18 protein-coding genes are annotated in these 21866 nt (G+C 60.9%); all 18 read left to right on the top strand.

Annotated features, from left to right (window positions below):
- Nucleotides 1-79: 79 nt before the first annotated feature.
- The 18 genes from ACP4CD_RS10795 (at nt 80) to ACP4CD_RS10710 (ending at nt 21703) form a co-directional block, all read left to right on the top strand.
- A complete protein-coding gene (locus ACP4CD_RS10795) occupies nt 80-1081 on the top strand; it encodes a VPLPA-CTERM sorting domain-containing protein (RefSeq protein ID WP_426994548.1) in 1002 nt (333 codons plus the stop codon).
- Between the two features lie 103 nt (nt 1082-1184).
- Nucleotides 1185-3443 carry a cytochrome c peroxidase gene (locus tag ACP4CD_RS10790; protein ID WP_426994547.1) on the top strand — a complete coding sequence of 753 codons (2259 nt, stop codon included), beginning with the start codon at nt 1185-1187 and terminating at the stop codon, nt 3441-3443.
- Between the two features lie 44 nt (nt 3444-3487).
- A complete protein-coding gene (locus ACP4CD_RS10785; RefSeq protein ID WP_426994546.1) occupies nt 3488-4258 on the top strand; it encodes a hypothetical protein in 771 nt (256 codons plus the stop codon).
- 403 nt (nt 4259-4661) lie between these two features.
- The gene (locus ACP4CD_RS10780; protein ID WP_426994545.1) at nt 4662-5456 is read left to right on the top strand and encodes a hypothetical protein; all 795 of its coding nucleotides are present in this window, start codon (nt 4662-4664) and stop codon (nt 5454-5456) included.
- 396 nt (nt 5457-5852) lie between these two features.
- Complete coding sequence (locus tag ACP4CD_RS10775) at nt 5853-6740, top strand: DNRLRE domain-containing protein (protein WP_426994544.1); 888 nt, start codon at nt 5853-5855, stop codon at nt 6738-6740.
- On the top strand, nt 6737-7654 hold the full coding sequence (locus tag ACP4CD_RS10770) for a DNRLRE domain-containing protein (protein WP_426994543.1): 918 nt from the start codon (nt 6737-6739) through the stop codon (nt 7652-7654). The genes ACP4CD_RS10775 and ACP4CD_RS10770 overlap by 4 nt, the downstream gene beginning before the upstream one ends.
- Nucleotides 7651-8550 (top strand): VPLPA-CTERM sorting domain-containing protein, encoded by a 900-nt coding sequence (locus tag ACP4CD_RS10765; protein ID WP_064026671.1) that lies wholly within the window; start codon nt 7651-7653, stop codon nt 8548-8550. Before ACP4CD_RS10770 ends, ACP4CD_RS10765 begins: the two co-directional genes overlap by 4 nt.
- A 223-nt stretch (nt 8551-8773) precedes the next feature.
- Entirely contained in the window at nt 8774-11053 is a 2280-nt protein-coding gene (locus ACP4CD_RS10760; RefSeq protein ID WP_426994542.1) for a cytochrome c peroxidase, read from the top strand.
- A gap of 44 nt (nt 11054-11097) precedes the next feature.
- Nucleotides 11098-11859: a hypothetical protein gene (locus ACP4CD_RS10755; protein WP_426994541.1), complete on the top strand. Its 762-nt coding sequence runs from the start codon at nt 11098-11100 to the stop codon at nt 11857-11859.
- A 66-nt stretch (nt 11860-11925) separates the two neighbouring features.
- Complete coding sequence (locus ACP4CD_RS10750) at nt 11926-12519, top strand: PEP-CTERM sorting domain-containing protein (RefSeq protein WP_064025857.1); 594 nt, start codon at nt 11926-11928, stop codon at nt 12517-12519.
- Between the two features lie 193 nt (nt 12520-12712).
- On the top strand, nt 12713-13603 hold the full coding sequence (locus tag ACP4CD_RS10745; RefSeq protein WP_426994540.1) for a hypothetical protein: 891 nt from the start codon (nt 12713-12715) through the stop codon (nt 13601-13603).
- 202 nt (nt 13604-13805) lie between these two features.
- The gene (locus ACP4CD_RS10740) at nt 13806-15659 is read left to right on the top strand and encodes a methyltransferase (RefSeq protein WP_426994539.1); all 1854 of its coding nucleotides are present in this window, start codon (nt 13806-13808) and stop codon (nt 15657-15659) included.
- 493 nt (nt 15660-16152) lie between these two features.
- On the top strand, nt 16153-17205 hold the full coding sequence (locus tag ACP4CD_RS10735) for a hypothetical protein (RefSeq protein ID WP_064025866.1): 1053 nt from the start codon (nt 16153-16155) through the stop codon (nt 17203-17205).
- A complete protein-coding gene (locus ACP4CD_RS10730; protein WP_426994538.1) occupies nt 17202-18104 on the top strand; it encodes a hypothetical protein in 903 nt (300 codons plus the stop codon). The genes ACP4CD_RS10735 and ACP4CD_RS10730 overlap by 4 nt, the downstream gene beginning before the upstream one ends.
- Nucleotides 18105-18116: 12 nt before the next feature.
- Nucleotides 18117-20378, top strand: a complete 2262-nt coding sequence (locus tag ACP4CD_RS10725) for a cytochrome c peroxidase (protein WP_426994537.1) — start codon at nt 18117-18119, stop codon at nt 20376-20378.
- Between the two features lie 151 nt (nt 20379-20529).
- Nucleotides 20530-20937 (top strand): group III truncated hemoglobin, encoded by a 408-nt coding sequence (locus tag ACP4CD_RS10720; protein WP_064025871.1) that lies wholly within the window; start codon nt 20530-20532, stop codon nt 20935-20937.
- Between the two features lie 34 nt (nt 20938-20971).
- Entirely contained in the window at nt 20972-21415 is a 444-nt protein-coding gene (locus tag ACP4CD_RS10715) for a YkgJ family cysteine cluster protein (protein ID WP_426994536.1), read from the top strand.
- 72 nt (nt 21416-21487) lie between these two features.
- Complete coding sequence (locus ACP4CD_RS10710; RefSeq protein WP_426994535.1) at nt 21488-21703, top strand: hypothetical protein; 216 nt, start codon at nt 21488-21490, stop codon at nt 21701-21703.
- Nucleotides 21704-21866: the final 163 nt, after the last annotated feature.

Here is a 21866-nt window from a genome sequence, read left to right as displayed (position 1 = left end):
GGACTGCTGGGGACTTGGGCTAACAGCCGCGACTTTAAAAACGCACGGACCACTTTATTTGAACCAGAGGAAGAAAACCATGCAAAACCTGAAATCGATAGCTCGTACCGTCTTGGCCGCTTCGGTCATTACGCTGTCGCTGCCGGCAAGCGCCGAGGCGGATGTCATGCTGAGCGGTTACCTGAAAAGCGGTAGCCCGGCAAGTTTCAGCATCGCCGATCTGCAAGCTTTCGGCGCCGCTACGTCGGTAACGGTCGGCGGCAATACCTATACCGGCGTGTCGCTGTATAGTTATTTGAACAGCTATGTCGCCACGCAGCCCAACAGCGCGAATGGCCCGAAAAACGATCTCTTACGTGAATTTGTGGTTGCGACCGGTAATAACGGTAGCGCCGTGTACACGATGGGCAATCAGCTCGGCGGCAACTTCGGGGGAGCCCAGGACATCATTGCCTTTCAAGACAGCAACGGCGTCTTGGCCGCGCCCAGCCTGATCGCGGCCGACGGTGCCAGCGTGACCAGCCTGACCAGTTTGGATGTCGGTCATGTCGCTTGGCAGGGAACAGGGAGTGGCGGTATAGCGAATTCATTCACGGTCGGTGGTGCGGTAAGCAATCCCGGTAGCTACTCGCTGGCCAACTTACCGGGCTCGCTGATCCCGATTACGACTTTCAGCAATTTGGCGACGGGTTCGGCGACCGGATTCACCGGCGTGTCGATGTGGGATTTATTGGTGGCGTCCGGTATCTCGACCAATCCGTCATCGCTGAAAACTTCCTATGTGGTCGCGACCGCTACCGACAATTACACCGTGGTCTACTCGCTCGGCGAGATCCTGGCGCGGCAAGCTAGCGGCATGCCTGACCTGATTGCTTACGCCGACGGCATAGGCAGCGGTTTGGGCAGTGCCGGGGTCTTCCGCACGATCATTCCCGGCGACACTCGAGGCGGACGCTACATGTCCAACTTGAGCAGCTTGACCGTGGTCAACGCGGTACCGTTGCCGGCCGCGGCTTGGATGATGCTGAGCGGCGTGCTGGGATTGGCATTCCAATCGCGCAAACGCGTTATAGCCGCTTAAATCCTTCGGTTCGGCGCACGCCGGACCCACGCCGATCCCTTGGTGTGCGACCGGCTACGCCGAGTCACCTGATAACTTGTAAAAACAGTCGCGAGAATTTTCCATGCGTGCCATGTATCGAATGCTTTGCGGCGGCGCTCTGCTGTCCGCCGTGATGACCTTGCAGGCCGCCGGCCCTCTACCGGTGTCGCTGCACGGCGTGCCTCTACCGCCGGTACCCGGCCTGCTGGACGGCGCTAATCCGATCGTGGTCGATAAAAACGCCGCGATCGCCCTGGGTAAGGCGCTGTTCTGGGACCAAAACCTCGGCTCAGACGGTCAGGCCTGCGCCTCCTGCCATTTCAGCGCCGGCGCTGACGGCCGGGTCAAGAACCAGATCAATCCGGGACAAAATTCGGCGCAACCGGCCGGGCAAACCTTCGATGCCTTGCCGTCCGGCGCCGGCGGTCCCAATCACACGCTGATGGCCGAAGACTTTCCGTTGCAACGCTTCGGCAATGTCACTGACAACAGCACGCTGATTTATAACACCGACGACGTGGCCGGCTCGGCCGGCAGCTTCGGCGGCGAGTTTCAAGGCACTTCGACCTTCAGTGGTGCCAACGACCAATGCCGGCGCGGCGCCAACGAGGTGTTTAACGTCGGCCACATCGGTACCCGCAAGGTCACGCCGCGCAATGCGCCAACCGTGATTAACGCGGTGTTCAACCACCGCAACTTCTGGGACGGCCGCGCCAACAACAGCTTCAACGGCAGCAGTCCGTGGGGTCCGCGCGATCCGGATGCCGGCGTGTGGCTCAAAGTCAACGCCAGGACCGTCGTCAAACAACGCTTGAATCTGATCAACTCGGCGTTGGCCTCGCAAGCGGTGGCGCCGCCGATTTTCAACGACATCGAAATGGGCTGCCACGGCCGCACCTGGCCGGACATCGGCCGCAAATTGCTCAATCGCCAACCGCTGCAAAGCCAGCCGGTACATCCGCAAGACAGCGTGTTGGGCGGGTTAAGCAATAGCAGCGCCGGCGACCTGAAGCCGGGCTTGAAAACCACCTACAAAAACCTGGTCATCCAGGCTTTCAACTCCCAATATTGGGCTTACAGCGGTGTCGGCAAATTCGGTGCCCCGGCCAACGGCGGTGCGGCCTACAACCAGATGGAAGCCAACTTCGCGATGTTTTTCGGCCTGGCGATTCAATTGTACGAATCGACCTTGGTATCCGACCAATCTCCGCTGGATTTAAGCCCGCTGGATGCGGCCATGATTCCGACTTGGTCCAATGTATCCGATCCGGCGCTGGTCGCGTCGCTGAAACGCGGCGTTAGTCTTTTCGTTAACAATAACTGCTCGTTGTGCCACGCCGGACCAACGCTTAGTTTGGCGGCAGTGGCGACGAATGCCGCATTGGTTACGCCGACGCCGGGCGTCACCTTCGGCCCGCCCGCAACCCCCATCGCGTACGGCCCCAATGCCTTCGGTCCCAATAATATTGCCGCCGGCGCCGGCATCTCCCGCTATGTCAATCCGGTTACTCGCGACAATACCGGCTCGAATCTGCCGCGCCTGATGGATTTGGGCTACACCAATGTCGGCGTGACTCAGCCGGATACCGATCCCGGCGTGGCCGGCGTCGATCCCTTCGGCCAGCCGCTGTCGTTCGCGGCCCAATACGTGGAATATCTGGCCGGTAATAACGCCGGGGTCTTCGATTTGCCGATCGACAACGTGCGTAGCTGCGACTTTCTGATTCCGCTGGCGGTCAACTTGAACGCACCGCTCAGCAATATTTTCCTGCCCGGCGACGGCATCCAGGCCGATGGCAGCCGCGAAGGCACGGCGCGCAACCAAAACTGCCGCAACGCCAATCCGGTCACGGCCTATATCCCGACCGTCGCGGCCGCTCAGGCAAACCGCAACGGCAACAAAATGGCCGTGGCGACCAACGCCGCGTTCAAGGTACCGACCCTGCGCAACGTCGAATTGACCGGGCCTTACATGCACAACGGTGGCATGGCGACGCTGGTGCAAGTCATCGAGTTCTACGCCAGGCACGGCAATTTCGCCAGTCCGGAATTGCACGGCGTGATCGGCCCGATCGCGGCGAATTTGATCAACCCGCAAAACACCGACGATCTGAGTAATTTCCTGAAAGCGCTGACCGACGAACGGGTGCGCTACCAAAAAGCCCCGTTCGACCATCCGCAATTAACCGTCGCCCACGGCCACGTCGGCAACGATGTGCAAGTTGAAGCCGGCAATTCGCTGGGTGCCGATTTGGCCAAGGACGAAACGCTGACCTTGCCGGCGGTCGGCGCCGACGGCGCGGCCGCGCCGATTACCCCGTTTTTAGCGCCGTCGCCCTAAGGCTGGCCCGCGCGCGTATCGACTCCCACCATTCGGAAACCACTATGAAAACAGCGTTTTTTAGACCGCTAAACCTAGGCCTCGCATTGGCGCTAAGCCTGTGCCGGCTAAATTCTGCCCACGCATCCGCCAGCTACGACAGCATCGTCACGCTGAGCTACTCGATCGGCATTTTAGACAGCACCAATCCCACGGCCGGCGACAGGACGGGCTTGTCCATCCTCGGAACCTATCAGCAAGCTAGCGACGACCAAAACTTTTACGCAGTCGTCGGCGGCGACGGCCAGTACCAGTCTTACAGTCCCAATCCGGCCGCCGCTACGGTTAGCGGCAAGTTCACCGGTTTGTATTCCGTCGGCGGCAACGTTAACTCAGGCAGCGTCGACAGCTTGTTGACGGGATTATTCGGCCTGGAATTGAACAACAACGGTCCGTATAGCTACAACTTGGCCGTTGATTTTCAGTACGCACTGCAAGCGGCCGCTCACGGCGAATTCGCCAGCACCAGCATTTTGTTCGATTACTGGGACGAGGGCGGCTCGAATTCCGGCTTCGACTATGTCTCGGCCGACGCGTTTAGCGGCGATCCGGACGATCAGCAAGCGGCGGCGGATACCGCCACGTTTCATTTTGGCTTAGCAGCCGGCGCTACTCGACAGCTCTACGCCCAAGCCGGCATTAGTTCCCATCTGGAATCGGCGGACGCATCGCCGGTACCGCTGCCCGGCGCTGTCTGGCTGTTCTTAAGCGGCGCATCGGCGAGTCTCGGGCTTGCCGGCCGGAGGCAACGCGCCGAGGGCGCCCGCAAAGCTTAACGCCATATCCGCGATGACGGCCCGGACACCGAAAAACCGGTGGTTAACCCAGCGCAAGGACGCGCGCCTTTAACCGGCGGATTGTCGGGTTTGGCTAGTCCCGCCGCGCGAATCGGCCTCATGCGGCGGCAAGCCGGTGTAAGCGCGTGAAATCTCTGGGTGGGTTTCACGGGTGAGGGTGCGTTCATACTCGGGGGTGTCCGTCGCCACGACGCGAACAACGTATGAACAGCGCGGGCTAGGACGTTCCGCGTGGCATGGTCCGGAGGGCAATGCCGAGGAGGGGAGCGATGATGCGCTCGGCCATGGACAGGCTGGCATTGATCGAACAGGCGAGTTCGATCGATGCCGACTTTGATTGCTGAACGCTACTTATCGTTAATTCATCGGACTTGAGTGATTTATGAAATTTTTATCATTGCAACACGGCGCGGCCCTAATGGCGGTGGCACTAACTTTCGGTAACGGCGCCGCGCAAGCCGGCATCGCCTATAACACCAACGGTTGGGACAGCGGCGATTTTCCCGGTGCGTCCGGATTCGTGCCCGGCACCTGGACAGGCGGCGGCGCGCCGGCATACAGCGGTAAACTGAATGCGGTTTGGTACGCGGACTTGGCGGCCGGCACCAGCGAAACGGTTTCCAGTGCAAACGGCGTCGCGGCCGGCGCCGATCCGTTATACGAATTGGCGGTCGGGCCGATGGGCTGGCAGCGTAACCCGGCGGCGACTTATCCGCATCAAGGCATGGGCCACGGTTCGGATATAGGCCTGATTACATTGGATACCACAACCGATCTGACCATCACCGTCGCCGCCGATTCCGATACGCCGTTGGACCCCACCACGGTCGTTAAACCTGGCTTCTCATTGTTTCAAGGTTGGGACACCGGGACCACCGCCAATCAAGTTCAAGCCTATTACAACAACCTCAACAATCCGCTCGGTAGCGTGGGCCTGACGTATTTGAACGGCGCGGGCGCCGCTACCGGCCTCACCTCGATCAGCCTGGTGTTCAACCATCTGGCGGCCGGCAACTATACGTTGATCCTCGGCGGCAACGCCGGCGGCGGCCACGGCGCTTACAGCGTCGCCTTCTCCGCGGCGCCGGTACCGGTGCCGGGCGCGGTGTGGCTGTTCGGTAGTGTCTTGGTAGGTTTGGTGGGCGTTGGCCGCCGCAACGGCAATGTAAATGCGTAGGTTGGGTTAGTTCGATAGAGCGTAACCCAACAATCGAAGGCCAATGTGTTGGGTTACGGCTAACGCCTTTTATGCCCACCGGGTAAACCCAACCTTGGAGCTACGAAATAACGCTGGCCGAGCGATCATTTCGTAGGGTACGCATCGCGTACCTTTCGCGGCTTTGCCACGTGAAGATTGATTCAGGTACGCGGTGCGTACCCTCCGGGCTGCTTAAACCGGGACAGTTTGAGGTTAAGCCGTTCGCCCTGAGTTTGTCGAAGGGCGAACGGTTAAGCCCGGTAGGTTAGACACATGCTGCTCGTGCGCTGGTGGGTTTGATGGTTAATGGTGGGCAACATTGCCCGCCCTACACCTTGGGCATTTTTAGGCAATTACATGAATAGAGGAGGCAACATGCAATGTCATTCAACCCGAAGGCGGGCGCCGCCCGGTTTGGCGTTCGCGGTTTTGGGTTTCGCGCTGGCCGGCTTGCCGGTGGCCGGTGTCGGGGCCGCCACCATCACGCTGGGGGCGGGCAAGGTCTCGACGATTTTCGAAAATCAGCCGACCCACAGTATCGGCAGGGGCCCGGCCGTGTTTATCGGCGGCGATGCCGACGGCTCGCCGCGGCGCGGTTTGATCGATTTCAATATCGCCGCCAATCTGCCGGCGACGGCGGTCATCACCGGTGTGGAGTTGACCTTGTATCTGGCCGATGTGGCCGGTGCCGGCGGGAGTGAAGATGCCACGCCGCGCACTATCGAACTGCATCGGTTGACCGGCAATTGGGCTCACGGTCCCACCGCTTTGGGCGTTACCCAAATCGAGGGCACCGACCAAGGGTTTCCGGCGATTCCTCCCAGCCCGACCTGGCTGGACCGCCGCTATTTACAAAACCAGCCTTGGGCCACGCCGGGCGGCGATTTCCAGCCATTGACCAGCGCCAGCACCTTGGTCGGCCAGGCTATCGGCGCGGCCTATACCTGGGCTTCCACGCCGGAGCTGGTCGCCGATGTGCAGGCCATGCTGAACGCGCCGTCCACCAATAACGGTTGGGTATTGCTGAATGCCGAGGAATGGAGTCCGGACACCTACCGGGTGTTTTACTCGCAAGCCTGGGACGACACCGCGCTACGCCCGCGGCTAAAAATCAGCTACGAGCTGGCGGCCGTGCCGCTGCCGGCGGCAGTCTGGCTGTTCGGCGTCGGCTTGTTGGGCTTGGCCGGCACCCTGCGCCCTTCGACTAGCTCAGGGCGAACGGTATTTAAAGGCCGAGTTAATAACTCGGAGATGAAGTCATGAAGCTGCTGACACAGTTTTCCCGAACAGCGGCGGTGTGCCTGCTGCTAGCCGATTCGGCGGCGGTATCGGCGGCGGTCGTTACCCTGACGCCCAGCAAGGATGCGACGATTTTTGGTACCAGCATCAATCAAGGCCTGCCCAATTCGTCCGGCCAGGATTTGTTCAATCACAGCAATGGCGCTGGACCCGGCATGTTTGCCGGCGGTAACGGCCAATTCGCGCCGCATCGCGGGTTGATTGCCTTCGATATCGCGTCGCAAATACCGGCGGGCTCGGTGATTACCGGCGTGCAATTGACGATGTACATCGGCATCGTCGCCGGTTCGGGCGGTGCGGCCGGACTCGGCGACCAAACGCCGCGAACCATGGATTTGTTTCGCCTGACCCGCGACTGGGGCGAAGGCATTACCGGCGGCAACGCCACGCAAATCGGCGGCACCGGCCAGGGCTTTCCGGCCAATCCCGGCGACGCCACCTGGAACGCCGCCGCCTACCGGCAAACGCCGTGGACCACGCCCGGCGGCGATTACGTCAATCGAGCCAGCGCCACGCTGGCGGTCGGCAGCGAGTTTGGTTCCGCGCAAACCTGGACGACTACACCGACCTTAGTCCAGGACGTACAAGCCTGGTTGGACGACCCTTCGAGCAATTTCGGCTGGATATTGATCAACCAGGACGAAGATCTCAAGCAAACTCATCGCGCCTTTTATACCAGCGAATGGACCGATCCGGCGCAGCGTCCGCAATTGCAGGTCAGTTATCAACCGGCGCCGGTTCCGGTACCCGCCGCCGCCTGGTTGTTCGGTACCTGCATAACCGGTTTGTTGAGCCTGACTCGGCGTAAGGCCGATGGGGCCGGCAAACCATCGGCTTTTATTTTTAATCGTTCAACTCAAACAGGAAAGAAACCATGAAAAAGCAGACAGTTTTAACGCTGACGGCGGCAATGCTGGTGTGGGGCCAAGGCGCTTGGGCGGCGATATTAACAGGGGGTACCGGCACGTTTACCGTTGCCAATGACGCGGGCAGATTCTACAGCTCCAGCGTCGATAGCAGCGGCAACGCCCTTTTAAACAGCAACCCCGGTTACCGGGATTTTACCTACAACTTTACCTTGGGCGGCGGCGGTTTGAATCAGCTCAAGATCAACTCTTCCGCCACTTCGGGCCAAGCGGGACAGCTCGCGGGCACCGCTACTTCGGGCATCTACGACGGTAATTTTTGGGTCACCACCAACGGTGGCAAGGGCGGCAATGACGACATGATTCTGGCCGTGGCGCTAACGGGTCCGATTTCCAGCGATTTTGCGCTGACCATTCAGTCCAACGGTTATGTCGTCGCGCCAAACCAAACCACGAGACCGACGGTATCGGCCGGCAACTGGCAAACCAATGTCGTGAATGAAACCTTTTACGGATCGGACTTTATCTATGGTCCGATGACCAGTAGGCCCGCGTCGGTGTACCAGCCGCTCTATAACGGCCAAGATCCCGCTACCACGGGCGCGCTGATGTTCATCGATCTTGGCGTCGCCAACCGGGTCGGTAATCTGTCGGATCAAGTCGTTTTCAGCGTTACCGGTCTCTATGCCGAAAATGTGTTGGCGTTCAGCACGTATGCCTACGACCTTATCGGCGGCAACACGGTAGCCAATGCGATCGGCTGGACAACCCCCACCGCCTCAACCGGCTATACCGTCATAGGCGCCGGCGTCGCGCCCGTTCCGCTACCGGCGGCCGTTTGGTTATTCGGCGGCGCGGTGGCGGGCTTGGTCGGTTTTGGCCGCCGAAACGGGCGTCCGACGGTTTGATGGGTGGTTGTAGGATGCCGCCGAGCGCAGGCAAGGCGCATCGTTCGTGAGCGATGCGATTCCCCCGGTGCCGGCACATCCTACGAAACTGCTCAGGCTGAGCGGTCATTGCGTACCCCACCGGGCTAAAAATTCCCTCGCCTTTATGCTCGGTGGGTCTAAGGAAAAAAGGTTTTTTCAATGTTCAGAGATTCCCTTTAATAAATTAAATTTGGAATTGGCAATGCGTAAACAGCATCAATGGTACCCGTTTATTTTGGCCGGTTTGTTGGCCGCGACCGCAAGGATGGCAACGGCAGACGGCCCGCTGCCGGTCTCGCTGCGCGGGGTGCCGACGCCACCGGTGCCCGGCCTGCTGGACGGCGCCAATCCGATCGTGGTCGATAAAAACGCCGCGATCGCCTTGGGCAAGGCCTTGTTTTGGGATCAGAACGTCGGTTCCGACGGACAGGCCTGCGCCTCCTGTCACTTCAGCGCCGGCGCCGACGGCCGGCTCAAAAACCAAATCAATCCGGGACAAAATTCGGCGCAACCGGCCGGGCAAACCTTCGATGCCTTGCCGTCCGGCGCCGGCGGTCCCAATCACACGCTGGTGGCCGAGGACTTTCCGTTGCAACGCTTCGGCAACGTCACCGACAACAGCACGCTGATTTATAACACCGACGACGTGGCCGGCTCGGCAGGCAGCTTCGGCGGCGAGTTTCAAGGCACTTCGACCTTCAGTGGTGCCAACGACCAATGCCGGCGCGGCGCCAACGAGGTGTTTAACCTCGGCCACATCGGTACCCGCAAGGTCACGCCGCGCAATGCGCCAACCGTGATTAACGCGGTGTTCAACCACCGCAACTTCTGGGACGGCCGCGCCAACAACAGCTTCAACGGCAGCAGTCCGTGGGGTCCGCGCGATCCGGATGCCGGCGTGTGGCTCAAAGTCAACGCCAGGACCGTCGTCAAACAACGCTTGAATCTGATCAACTCGGCGTTGGCCTCGCAAGCGGTGGCGCCGCCGATTTTCAACGACATCGAAATGGGCTGCCACGGCCGCACCTGGCCGGACATCGGCCGCAAATTGCTCAATCGCCAACCGCTGCAAAGCCAGCCGGTACATCCCCAAGACAGCGTGTTGGGCGGGTTAAGCAATAGCAGCGCCGGCGACCTGAAGCCGGGCTTGAAAACCACCTACAAAAACCTGGTCATCCAGGCTTTCAACTCCCAATATTGGGCTTACAGCGGTGTCGGCAAATTCGGTGCCCCGGCCAACGGCGGTGCGGCCTACAACCAGATGGAAGCCAACTTCGCGATGTTTTTCGGCCTGGCGATTCAATTGTACGAATCGACCTTGGTATCCGACCAATCGCCGTTCGATATGAGCCCGCTCGACGCCAATCTAGCGCCGACCTGGAGCAATATCAGCGCTGCCACGCCGGCCGAAACCACCGCCAAGATCGCTTCGCTAAAACACGGCTTCAACCTATTCGTCAACAACCACTGCGGCCGCTGCCATATTGGCCCGACGATGAGTTTGGCGGCGGTGGCTACCAATGCCGCACTGTTGACACCGACGTCGAGCGCCAGCTTCGGTCCGCCGGCCACGCCGATAGGTTATGGTCCGGATGCGTTCGGCCCGTTCGCGGCAGCCACCTTGTCCGGCGCCACCGCGTCGGCCAGTCCGATCACCCGGGATCTAAACATTTTGATACAGCCCAGGTTGATGGACTTGGGCTTCGCCAATGTCGGTGCGACCAAGACTGATGCCGACCCCGGCCTGGCCGGCACCGATCCGTTTGGTAATCCCCTGTCTTACGCCGCGCAATACGTCGGTTATTTGCTCGCCGATACCTCGGCCGTCATCGATTTGCCTATCGAAAAAGTCCGGGCCTGCGATTTTCTGGCTCCGCTGGCGATCAATCAAGCACTGGACGACCCCGGTTACTTTTCCCAAGGCGACGGCTTGCAGGCCGACGGCAGCCGCGAGGGCGTGCTGCGTAGCTTGGGTTGCGCCAATCCGGATACCGCATTCATTCCAACACCGGCAGCCGCGCGGGCCGCCGCGAACGGCGCCGAGATGTCCGTTGCCACCGCCGGCGCGTTTAAGGTGCCGACGCTACGCAACGTCGAATTGACCGGACCTTACATGCACAACGGCGGCATGGCCACCTTGGCGCAGGTGATCGAGTTTTACGCCCGGCACGGCAATTTCGCCAACGACGCGCAGAACTTCAACTTGGGGGCCAGCTCGCGCGGCTTGGCGTCCGTCCAGAACATCGCCGACCTGAGCAATTTCCTGAAAGCGCTGACCGACGAACGGGTGCGCTACCAAAAAGCCCCGTTCGACCATCCGCAATTAACCGTCGCCCACGGCCACGTCGGCAACGATGTGCAAGTTGAAGCCGGCAATCCGCTGGGTGCCGATTTGGCCAAGGACGAAACGCTGACCTTGCCGGCGGTCGGCGCCGACGGCGCGGCCGCGCCGATTACCCCGTTTTTAGCGCCGTCGCCCTGAGGCTGGCCCGCGCGCGTATCGACTCCCACCATTCGGAAACCACTATGAAAACAGCGTTTTTTAGACCGCTAAACCTAGGCCTCGCATTGGCGCTAAGCCTGTGCCGGCTAAATTCTGCCCACGCATCCGCCAGCTACGACAGCATCGTCACGCTGAGCTACTCGATCGGCATTTTAGACAGCACCAATCCCACGGCCGGCGACAGGACGGGCTTGACCATCCTCGGAACCTATCAGCAACCTAACGACGAATTCAGCTTTTATGCCAACGCCACCGGCGACGGCACTTATCTGGCCAACAGCCCCAATCCGTCGGCAAGCGCCGTCGCCAGTCTATTCAACGGCTCGTTCGCGGTCAGCGGCAATGCCTACGACGGTAGCGTCGATACCTGGCATACCGGACAGTTCGGTTTGGAGCTCAGCAATGCCGGACCTTATAGCTACGACTTGTCGATCACCCTGGATTACGCCTTGCGTGCCGCCGTCGACGGCGCGTTTGCGACCAGCGCGATCCTGTTCGACTACTGGGACGCCGCCGACCAGCTATCCGGCTCGGATTACAGCGCGGCGGCAAGCTTTGCCGGACAGCTACAGGATCAACATTCCGCCCCCGGCTCGGCTGTTTGGACATTCACGCTGGCACCGGGCGCTGCGGTCGGCCTCTACGCCCAGGCCGGGATCGAATCCCACCTGACTTCCACGGCGCCGGTGCCGTTGCCGGCGGCCATTTGGTTGTTCGGCGGTACCTGCTTGGGTTGGGTTGGATTTAGCCGGGCTAGGGCGGCCTTTGCGACCGGCAAAGTCTAGCCGCGCACAGCTTCAGGCTTTCGTTACACCGATTTTTTTAACGTTACCCAAAAAGGATGATTCATCATGAAAACTGTTAAACCCCGATCCAAAGCTTCGACCCTAGCGCTGGTTGCCGTTTTAGGCGCGGCCTCGTTCCCCGGCCAGGCCGCCATTGTTGAATATCAATTGAATTTGACCGACAAACATAACGGCGCCATCGGTAGCGGCGCCTTTATCTGGAATAGCGACAGCGAAATCATGACCTCGCTGAATTGGACCATCAACGGCCATAGCGGCTCGGTGTTGGATAGCGCCCTGGCTTCCACATACCGCAGCTACGATCCGCTGGCCAACACCTACGGCGAATTGTTCTACCGCTATTTCACCGCCCCGCAAGCCTTCCTCGTCGCCGAACTTGGCCTGACCGGCCATAGCGTCGGCATGATGCCTTACAACGTATCCAGCGATTTCTTCGGCTTCGTCGGTTTCGGCGCGGAAAAAACCAGCAGCGCCGGCACCTATCTGTTCTATGACAAAAATTGGAGCGTCAACACCGAGGGCTATCTGACCGCCACCGTGGTACCGGTACCGGCGGCGGTTTGGTTGTTTGGTGGCGCTTTGACCGGCTGGCTTGGCTTTAGTCGGCGCAGGGCCGTGATTGCGACTAGCGAGGGCTAATCGCGCGCACGGAGGATAACCGTCTCGGCCAACGGTTGGGATAGCCAAGGTCAAGGGACGCCGCGGCCGTGCCGCGCACAAGGAAGACGCGGGGCGGGCGGCCAGGGTAGGCCGGCCAATCCGATCCGCCGCCGCGCTCGAACGCGGCGCGATAGGCTTTTAACCGATTCAACTTTTAATCCATAGGTCATTCATGAACACATTGCGATTCAAACAAGCCGAACTAGCGCTCGCCGTCGGGGCGGTGCTGATAGGGTACACCGGTCTGGCAGCCGCCAGCACCTTAAGCGTGGAAGCCACGGCCGACACCTTTTTGACCAACTACGCCTTACAAGCCGACTCCGACATGTCCAGCTACGGCGCGATGATGATTTCCTCGCCGCAAGCCGACTTGGTACAAGGCATCTCCCAGGTCCGCACCATGGAAAATCTGGTGTCGTATAACAGCGCCTCCATCAAGTCCGGCTTCGACAGCCAATTCGGCGCCGGCAACTGGCACGTCACCGACGTGCAACTGAAGTGGTACACCAACTTCGACGTGCAAGGCGTGCCGGCCAACAACAACCAATTCAACGTCCCGCACGCCGGTTACTTCGGCGTGTCCTATTTCAGTAACGACAGCTGGTTCAATCCCGCCACCGCCGGCCCTACCGGTTTGACCGTGAGCACGCCGAAAGTGACCTGGAATTCGGTGTACAACGGCGGCGCCTGGAGCAGTCTGTTCTCCGGCCAGCAAGCCTTGGGCACCTTTTACTATCCGACCGGTAATTCCAACGGCACCACCGACTGCGTTTCCCAACAATGCGCGCCGCGCTATTGGGATCTCAGCCTGGATGCGACCATGGTTGCCGACATCATGGCCGGCGGCTATCTGTCCTTCCACGGTTACGCCGCCGACGATCAAGTGGTTTATTTGGTTAACCAGTTGACCAAGCCCGGTGCTCATCCACAAATCTTCGTCAGCGCCGAAGCGGGTCCGGCCGCCGTGCCGCTACCCGGCGCGGCATGGTTGTTCATCGGGCCGGCGTTGTCGTTCCTGGGCCCGACCAAACGCAAGTTCACCGCCGGCGCGGTTCGAGCTTAGCGCCACCCGACCTGCCAGCCGCCGCCATGCGCACCGTTCCGGTAACGACCCAACGCTCGAGCCGCGCCAAAACCGCCCGCCGGCGGTTTTGTTCGCGGCCCCGCGCGGCGGTCCTAGCCATCGGCGGCTCGATTTTCTCCAACCTACGGCAGCGCTTGCCGCAAGCGCTGCCGAGCTATCCCGGCCTTGAGGAGCGGCGACCATGAGCCGCAATCCGGTCTTTATCGCTTGGGACGCGGCATTCGCCGACGCCTCGCTGGCGATACGCCAACAACGCTATGCCCAGGCGCTGGCAGTGTTGCGTCCGCTAATCGGAGACGCCGCGCGCAAAGCCAAGCAGTGGCCGCCGTATCGCCACGCGCTGGCCGGCTATGCCCTGGCCCTTTATCGACACGGCGAGGTTAACGAAGCCTTGCTGCAACAAAGCCGCTTGCTGCTGCTGACGCCCAACGACGCCGAAGCTCGCGGCAACTTGTTGCTGTTATTACAAACCGAAGCCATCGAATTCCCCGATTCCGCCGAATTCCGCCGGGTATTGCACGGCGTGCTCAGCCAAACCGAACTGAGCGATTACGCGGTGCCGGCCTGCCGCGCCTTGCTGGCCGACGCCGCCTTCCGCCAGGCCTTGCGACGGTTGCGCGGCGACGATGCCGAAGTCGTCACCGCCTTGCGCCAGGGCCGCTTGCGTCCGCTGCTGCAAGCGCCGTTATTGCAATTGCTGCTGCGTAACACCTTGATACCGCAGCCTGACTTCGAACTGGCCTTGCGCCGCCTGCGCAAGGCGCTGTTGATGCACTACACCGCTGACCCGCACCGCCCGCCGCAAACCGGCAAGGCCGACTGGGACTTCATCGCCGCGCTGGCGCAGTATCAATGGCTGACCGAATACGCCTTCGCCGAAGACCCGGAAGAAAGCCAACGGCTGGCGGCGCTGGCGCTGCAGCTGCAAGCCGGCCGCGATCGTCCGGCCGAACCCGCCTGGCAAGCGGCGCTGACTTATTTTGCGTTGTACCGCTCCGGCCTGGAATTAACCGATAGTCGGTCACTGTTTTGCCAATCCGCCGTCAGTTGGAAGCCCCATCTGCAAGCTCTGATTCGCGAATGGCAAGCCTGTTTGCGCGAGCGCACTTTGGCGGCAACCGTCGAACGCCTCACCGACATCGCCGACCCGGTGTCCGAACAAGTCCGCCGTCAATACGAAGAACATCCCTTTCCGCGCTGGCGGCAAGACCCGCAAGCCCGCCAAGTGCAAAGCGCCGGCCAATGGCTGCGCGGCCTTGCCCCCGATTTGGCGCTGTCCGCCGATTTCGACGGCGACGTCGCGGTACTGACCGCCGGTTGCGGCACCGGCCTGGAACCGATTTCGCTGACCCGGCAAATTCGTATCGGCCGTTATCTGGCGCTGGATCTCAGCCGAGCCAGCCTGAGCTATGCCCTGCGCATGGCCGGCGAACTGGGCCTGCGAGACCGCATCGATTTCAAACAAGCCGACCTGACCCGGCTCGACGGCTACCCGGAACGTTTCGACCTGATTACCGCCAGCGGCGTGCTGCACCACCTGGCCGAACCGCTGCACGGCTGGCGCATCCTCTGCAATCTATTGAAGCCCGGCGGGGTGATGTTGGTCAGTTTATACAGCGAAGCGGCGCGGCGGCCGGTCGCCGCCGCCCGGCAACTGATCGCCGCCAACGGTTGGCAAGCGGAGCCGGATCGCATGCGCCAACTGCGCCAAGCCATACTCGCCGGCGACTACCCGGAACTCGCGCCGCTGTTGCAATGGCGCGACTTTTACAACCTCGGCATGTTCCGCGACTTGGTGTTTCACCCTTGCGAGCATCGCTACACGCTGCCGCAAATCGCCGCGCAACTGCGACAACTCAATTTGCGCTTCATTGCCATGCGCGGCCTGCCGCCGGCCTTGAACGCCTTGTACCACGCCGACTATCCGCACGACCCTAACGGCAGCGACTTGGCCAATTGGGCTAGCTTCGAAGCCCGCCATCCAAACGCCTTTCGTTCGATGTACGGATTGTTGCTGCAAAAACCGCCGCCGTGACCAAGCGGGCCAGCTTGCGGAACCGACGCACGAGGCTCCTCAACGCGGATTTGTCCCCTACCTCGGGAAGAGCGCTAGGAAGAGGAGGAATCAATGGCGTTGGTGGCTGAAAACCTCGGCAGCGAAAACCGGGGTGTGGGGAAAGAAAAGGCATTTCGACCGGATCAAGGAGGGGATTGGCGATGGTTAGCCAACCGGGAACCAGCGTTGATCGGCTCTTGCTGGATTGCCGGGTTTTGCGGGTGCTCATTGCCGTCATACCGGCGCGGACCGCCGGTGTCCAGCACGCAAGGATGTGAAGGGCTTGCGCTTATGGGTTCCGGCATCCCGTTGTGCCCTATAGGTAGGCCGAACGACGTGTTTTCCGTTAACTCAATGGTCGCCGTTCCGCTTTGCGATTGGAAGGCTCGAAAAGGTACGCGCTTGGATGATTCCGCAGTTTTATGCCCGTTAGCCAATTGGCGGAAATTTTAATCAATCGATGAGGAAACTTATGCAACATAAGCTGTTTAAACAATCCGCCTCGGCAACGCTGGCGGCGTTGCTGGCCGGGCCGTTCGGCGCCGCCAGTGCCGGGACGTTGAGCGTAGATTCGGTCGCCGATACCTATCTGAACAGCGATCCCGTGCTGTCCAATCGGGATTGGTCCAATTTCGGGGCGATGGGGATTTCGGCGAATCTGGCCAATCCGGCAAAGGGCATGACCACGCCCAGAACCATGGACGCGCTGATTGCTTACGACACGGCGGCGATCAAATCCGGTTTCGATGCCGAATTCGGCGCCGGCAACTGGCACGTCACCGACGTCAAGGTGAAGTGGTATTCCAATTACGACATCCTCGGCGTGGCCCCTACCAACCCTCAGCTGAATGTACCGGCCGCCGGTGCGTTCCATATTTCGTTGTTGACCGATAACGGCTGGTTCGACGCGGCCAGTGCCGGCGACAAGGGTTTTGCCAATACCGATTTGAATTGGGATTCGGTGTTCGGTGCCGGCGGCAAGTACGGCAAATTGCTGGATGGCGCGCAAGTACTGGGCACCTACAGCTACGGCGGCGGCAATTTCAACGGCGGTAACAATTGTCTGAACGAGGTCTGCGCGCCGCGTTTCTGGGATTTGGGCGCCAATGCCGATCTGTACGACAGCATCGCCAACGGCGGCTTCGTATCGCTGTTCGGTTCGGCGGCGGATAGCAACGTGAGCTACATCGTCAGCCAACGCAGCGCTGCCGGCGCGCATCCGCAATTGTTCGTCAGCGCGGCGGCGGGCGTTGCCGCCGTGCCGCTGCCGGCCGGGCTTAGTCTGTTTTTGAGCGGGGGCTTGTCCCTACTGGGAATCGGCCGTCGCCGTGGGCCGCTCGTGCCGAGCAAAGTCCAAGTAGGACCGGCCCACAACGCGCCCGCCCTCTGGGCGAACGAAAAATCCCGCTCGCCCTTCGACAAGGCTCTCCCGAGCGCTGCCGAAGGGCTGAGGACGAACGGGGTGTTGTATAGACCAACTGCACTTTCTAGGATCATTTCAAACACGTTGGAGCGATGCTCATGAACCTACTTTCCCTTCGCCGCGCCGCGCTGGCGGCCAGCTTGGCCGTGATATTCGCCGGCCAAACCGGAACCGCCTCGGCCGCCACCACGCTGAACATCGACGCGGTCGCCGACACCTTCCTTTCCAGCGACCCGGACTACGCCGACCGCGATATGTCGGCGTTCGGGGCGATGCAGATTTCCGCCGACTTGCCGGATTACGTGCAGGGCATCATGTACCCGCGTACCTTGGATTTACTGGTGGCTTACGATACGGCGGCGATCAAGGCCGGCTTCGATAGCCAATACGGTGTCGGCAACTGGCATGTCACCGACGTGCGGGTCAAGTGGTACAGCAATTTCGACATCCTCGGCGTGCCCGCGCACAATCCGCAGTTCAACGTGCCGGCCGCCGGGGTTTTCAATATTTCGCTGCTCGCGAACAATGGCTGGTTCGATAAACAGGCGGCCGGCCCGTTGGGTTTGGCCAATAACGATTTGAATTGGAATTCGGTGTTCGGCGCCGGCGGCAAGTACGCTAACTTGCTGGACGGCATCCAAACCTTGGGCACCTACAGCTATACCGGCGGTGATTTCAACGGCACCAACAATTGCAGCAACGACGTTTGCGCGCCGCGCTTCTGGGATTTGGGCGACAGCGCCGATCTGCTGAACATCGTCGCCGGCGGCGGCACCGTGTCGCTGTTCGGTTCGGCGGCGGACGCCAATGCCACCTATCTGGTCAATCAGCTCACCAAGCCGGGCGGACATTCGCAAATTTTCGTCAGCGCGGAGGCCGGCCCCGCCGCGGTGCCGTTGCCGGCCGGCGTTTGGTTGTTCCTGAGCGGCGCTTTGCCGTTAATGGCCGGTTGGCGGAGCCAATCCGCCGGCCGCGATCTTGCCGTTCGAGACGACGATTAAAGCGAGGCGGTCATGCGAGTCATTCCTTTAGTCATGTTGGCCGGCGCTTTGTTGGCGGCACAAGCGGCGCTGGCGATAGGCCCGGTGCCGGTATCCTTGCGCAACGTGCCGATACCGCCGGTGCCGGGCCTGCTGGACGGCGCCGCGCCCATCGTCGTCGATAAAAACGCCGCGATCGCGTTGGGCAAGGCTTTGTTCTGGGATCAGGCGGTCGGCAGCGACGGTCAGGCCTGCGCGTCCTGCCATTTCCACGCCGGCGCCGACGGGCGGGTCAAAAATCAGCTCAATCCTGGTGGGAACAGCGTCCATGCTAGCGGCCGGACATTCGATACCCTGCCTTCCGGTGGCGGCGGTCCGAATCACACGCTCAGCCTGGACGACTTTCCGTTGCATCAATTCAGCAATCCGGCCGACAACACCAGCCGGGTGGTGTTCAGCAGCGACGACGTGGTCGGCTCCGCCGGCAGTTTTAGCGGGCAATATCAAAGCGTATCGCAATTCGGTTCCGCCAACGATCGATGCGCGCGCTCCGCCGATCCGCTGTTCAAGGTCGGTTCGGTCGGTACCCGGCAAACCACGGCCCGCAACGCGCCCAGCGTGATCAACGCGGTGTTCAACCACCGCAGTTTTTGGGATGGCCGCGCCAATAATATTTTCAACGGCAGCAGCCCGTGGGGCGAGCGCGATCCGGACGCCGGCGTCTGGGTGAAAACGAATGCCAAAACCGTCGCCAAGCAACGGCTGCACTTGGTCAATGCTTCGTTGGCCTCGCAGGCGGTCGCGCCGCCGACCAACAGCGCCGAAATGAGCTGCGGCGGCCGGCATTGGCAGGACATAGGCCGCAAGGTGTTGTCGCGGCAAGTGTTGCGCGACCAACTGGTGCATCCCCAGGATAGCGTGTTGGGCGCGATGAGTCTGGCCGCGAACCGGAAGCCGGGCTTGAATACGACTTACCGCAATCTGGTCACCCGCGCCTTTGCTTCGCGCTATTGGTCCTACAGCGGCACCGGTCCGTTCGGCGCGCCGGTCGGCGGCGGCTTGCCTTACAACCAGATCGAGGCCAATTTCGCGATGTTCTTCGGTTTGGCCATACAGTTGTACGAATCGACCTTGATCTCCGACCTGGCGCCGTTCGATCTCAGCCCGATCGACGCCAACATGAAACCGACTTGGAGCAACGTCGCCGCCGCCACGCCGGCGGAAACCCAGGCCTTGGTGGCCTCGTTAAAAAACGGCGTGGAATTGTTCGTGAACAATCATTGCAATCTGTGCCATGCCGGCCCGGCGTTTAGTTTGGCGGCGGTGGCGGCCAATGCGGCGTTGTTGACGCCGACGCCAGGCGCCAGCTTCGGTCCCCCGGATACGCCAATCGCGTTCGGTCCGAATGCCTTCGGCCCGTTCGGCGCCGCCGCCAAGGGCGGCATCAATCGCTACGGCAATATCGTCACCCGCGACACGAACATTCAGCAGTTACCGAAATTCATGGACTTGGGCTACGCCAATAACGGCGCCGTCGATGTGGAAGACGATCCGGGCGTCGGCGGCACGGACGATTTCGGTAATCCCTTGTCCTTTAGCGCGCAATATGTCGAGTATTTGTTGGGCAACGCGACGGGCTTGCTCGATCCGGGCGTGAACAGCATCCGCGCCTGCGATTTTATCAGCCCGCTGGCCTATAACGTTGCGCTGAATCTGCCCAATGTATTTTTGCCTAGCGACGGCTTGCAGGCCGACGGTAGCCGCGAAGGCGTGTTGCGCAATCAAAACTGCACGAATGCGGTGACGGCTTATATCCCCACTCCGGCCGCCGCGCTAGCCAATTTGTCCGCCAGTAAAATGGCCGTGGCGACCCACGGCGCGTTCAAAGTGCCGACCTTGCGCAACGTGGAATTGACCGGCCCTTATATGCATAACGGCGGCATGGCGACTCTACGGCAAGTGATCGAGTTTTATAGCCGGCACGGCAATTTCAGCAGCGATAGCCTGCATTTTCATCTGGCCGGTTTTTCGACGTTGACGACGACGGAACAAAACGTCACCGATCTGACTAATTTTTTGCTCTCGTTGACCGACGAGCGGGTCAGATACCAAAGGGCGCCGTTCGATCATCCTCAGCTCACCGTCGCCCACGGCCACCTCGGCGGCGACCTGCAAGTCCAAGCCGGCCACGTCTTGGGCGCAAACTTGGGCAAAGACGAGCTGCTGGCGATTCCGGCGGTCGGCGCCAACGGCTCTTCGGCACCGATCGCCCCATTTTTGGATCCGCGGCCATGACCGACCGAAATGAGCAAGGTAATAGAGCGAACCCTTGCCATCAACGCCGGCGCCGTTTTCAGGAGAAAGGGCCGCTAGCTAGACGCTTATCCGCCTTGGGTGCCGGCGCGGAGGATGTGAATGCAGTTACGATTATTGGGAGGAGCTTGTCATGCAAAACGAAGATTTAATCGCGACCGAGAGCCAGATCGCCGATCTGGTGCGGGTGTTTTACGAGCGGGCCAGCGCCGACTCGCGCCTGAAAGGTATTTTTGACGGCGTCATTGACGATTGGGACGCCCATCACCGAGTCGTCGAGAACTTTTGGTCGCGCACCCTGTTGGCTACCGACCGTTACCACGGCAGCCCGTATCCGGTGCATGCGCGCTTACCCATACAAATCGAAGACTTCGATATTTGGCTGGCGTATTTTCGGCCCGTTGCCCGGGAAGTACTGCCGCCGGCGGCGGCCGAGCAAGCCATCGCTCGCGCCGAACACATGGCGGAGAGTTTCAAGACCGGAATGTTTTTCGACTACACCCCGGCTAAAACCACGTCATGCCTGAAACCGGGCGATTGAGGCGACGGACGATGGACGCCGTAAAGGAGCAGGCATGCGGACTGAAGACGCTTTAGGCTTTTACGCGGCCCAGGCTCAAGCCTTTGCCGAGACGCTGGCCAGCTTTCGCGGCGGCGATTTGATCGGCGCGATATTGACCCAAGCGTTTTCCAGTTTCGACGGCAACGTCGGGTTCGAGGCCGGCGATTATCCGCCGGTCGATTGCGACAAGGGCTGCGCTACCTGCTGCACGTTGCGGGTCACCGCGACCGCACCGGAAGTGCTGTTAATCGAACGCTTTATTCGCCACGGTCAAGCGCGCGGCCGGGAACTGAATTTGGCGAAACGGGTGGTCAAGGCCAATGCGGAAACCGCCGGTCTGGACGAGGCCCGGCGGGTGGCCTTGCGTCGGCGCTGCCCGTTTTTGGAACGCGGCGTGTGCATGATTTATCCGGTTCGGCCCTTGGCCTGCCGCGGCCATGCTTGTTACGACCGCTAGGCTTGCGTCGACGCGGCGAAAGGGCGGATTACCGAAATACCTTATTCCGAGCCGCATCGTCAGTTTCGAAGTTTGATTCAAAACGCCTTGCAGTCGACGTTACGCGATGCCGGTTACGACTGGGGTTTGTATGAGCTGAACCACGCCGTGACCCTGGCGCTGGCGGATGCCGCGAATCCGGAACGCTGGTTGGCCGGCGAAAATTTGTGGCCCGGCGCGGCGATTAGCGATGTGGCGCCGGCGGACATGGCCGCGGCCTTCGATCGCTTGAAGCGGATGACGGAGTAGTTGTTTGGCCTGGCTGCGCCGGGTGTTGAGCGGATTCGCGGCGTAGAATCCGTGAGCGTCAGTTGCTGGGCCGCTACGGTAACGAGCAATAGAGGGCCGTCGCCGTATCAGGCCTTGGTCAGGTCGAGATGCCCGGCGATCAAGCTCAATGCGGCGCGGTTGG

This window comes from Methylomonas stagni, from assembly GCF_050154735.1.
Classification (GTDB): Bacteria; Pseudomonadota; Gammaproteobacteria; order Methylococcales; family Methylomonadaceae; genus Methylomonas; species Methylomonas koyamae_A.
This window is presented reverse-complemented; position numbering and strand designations above follow the sequence as displayed.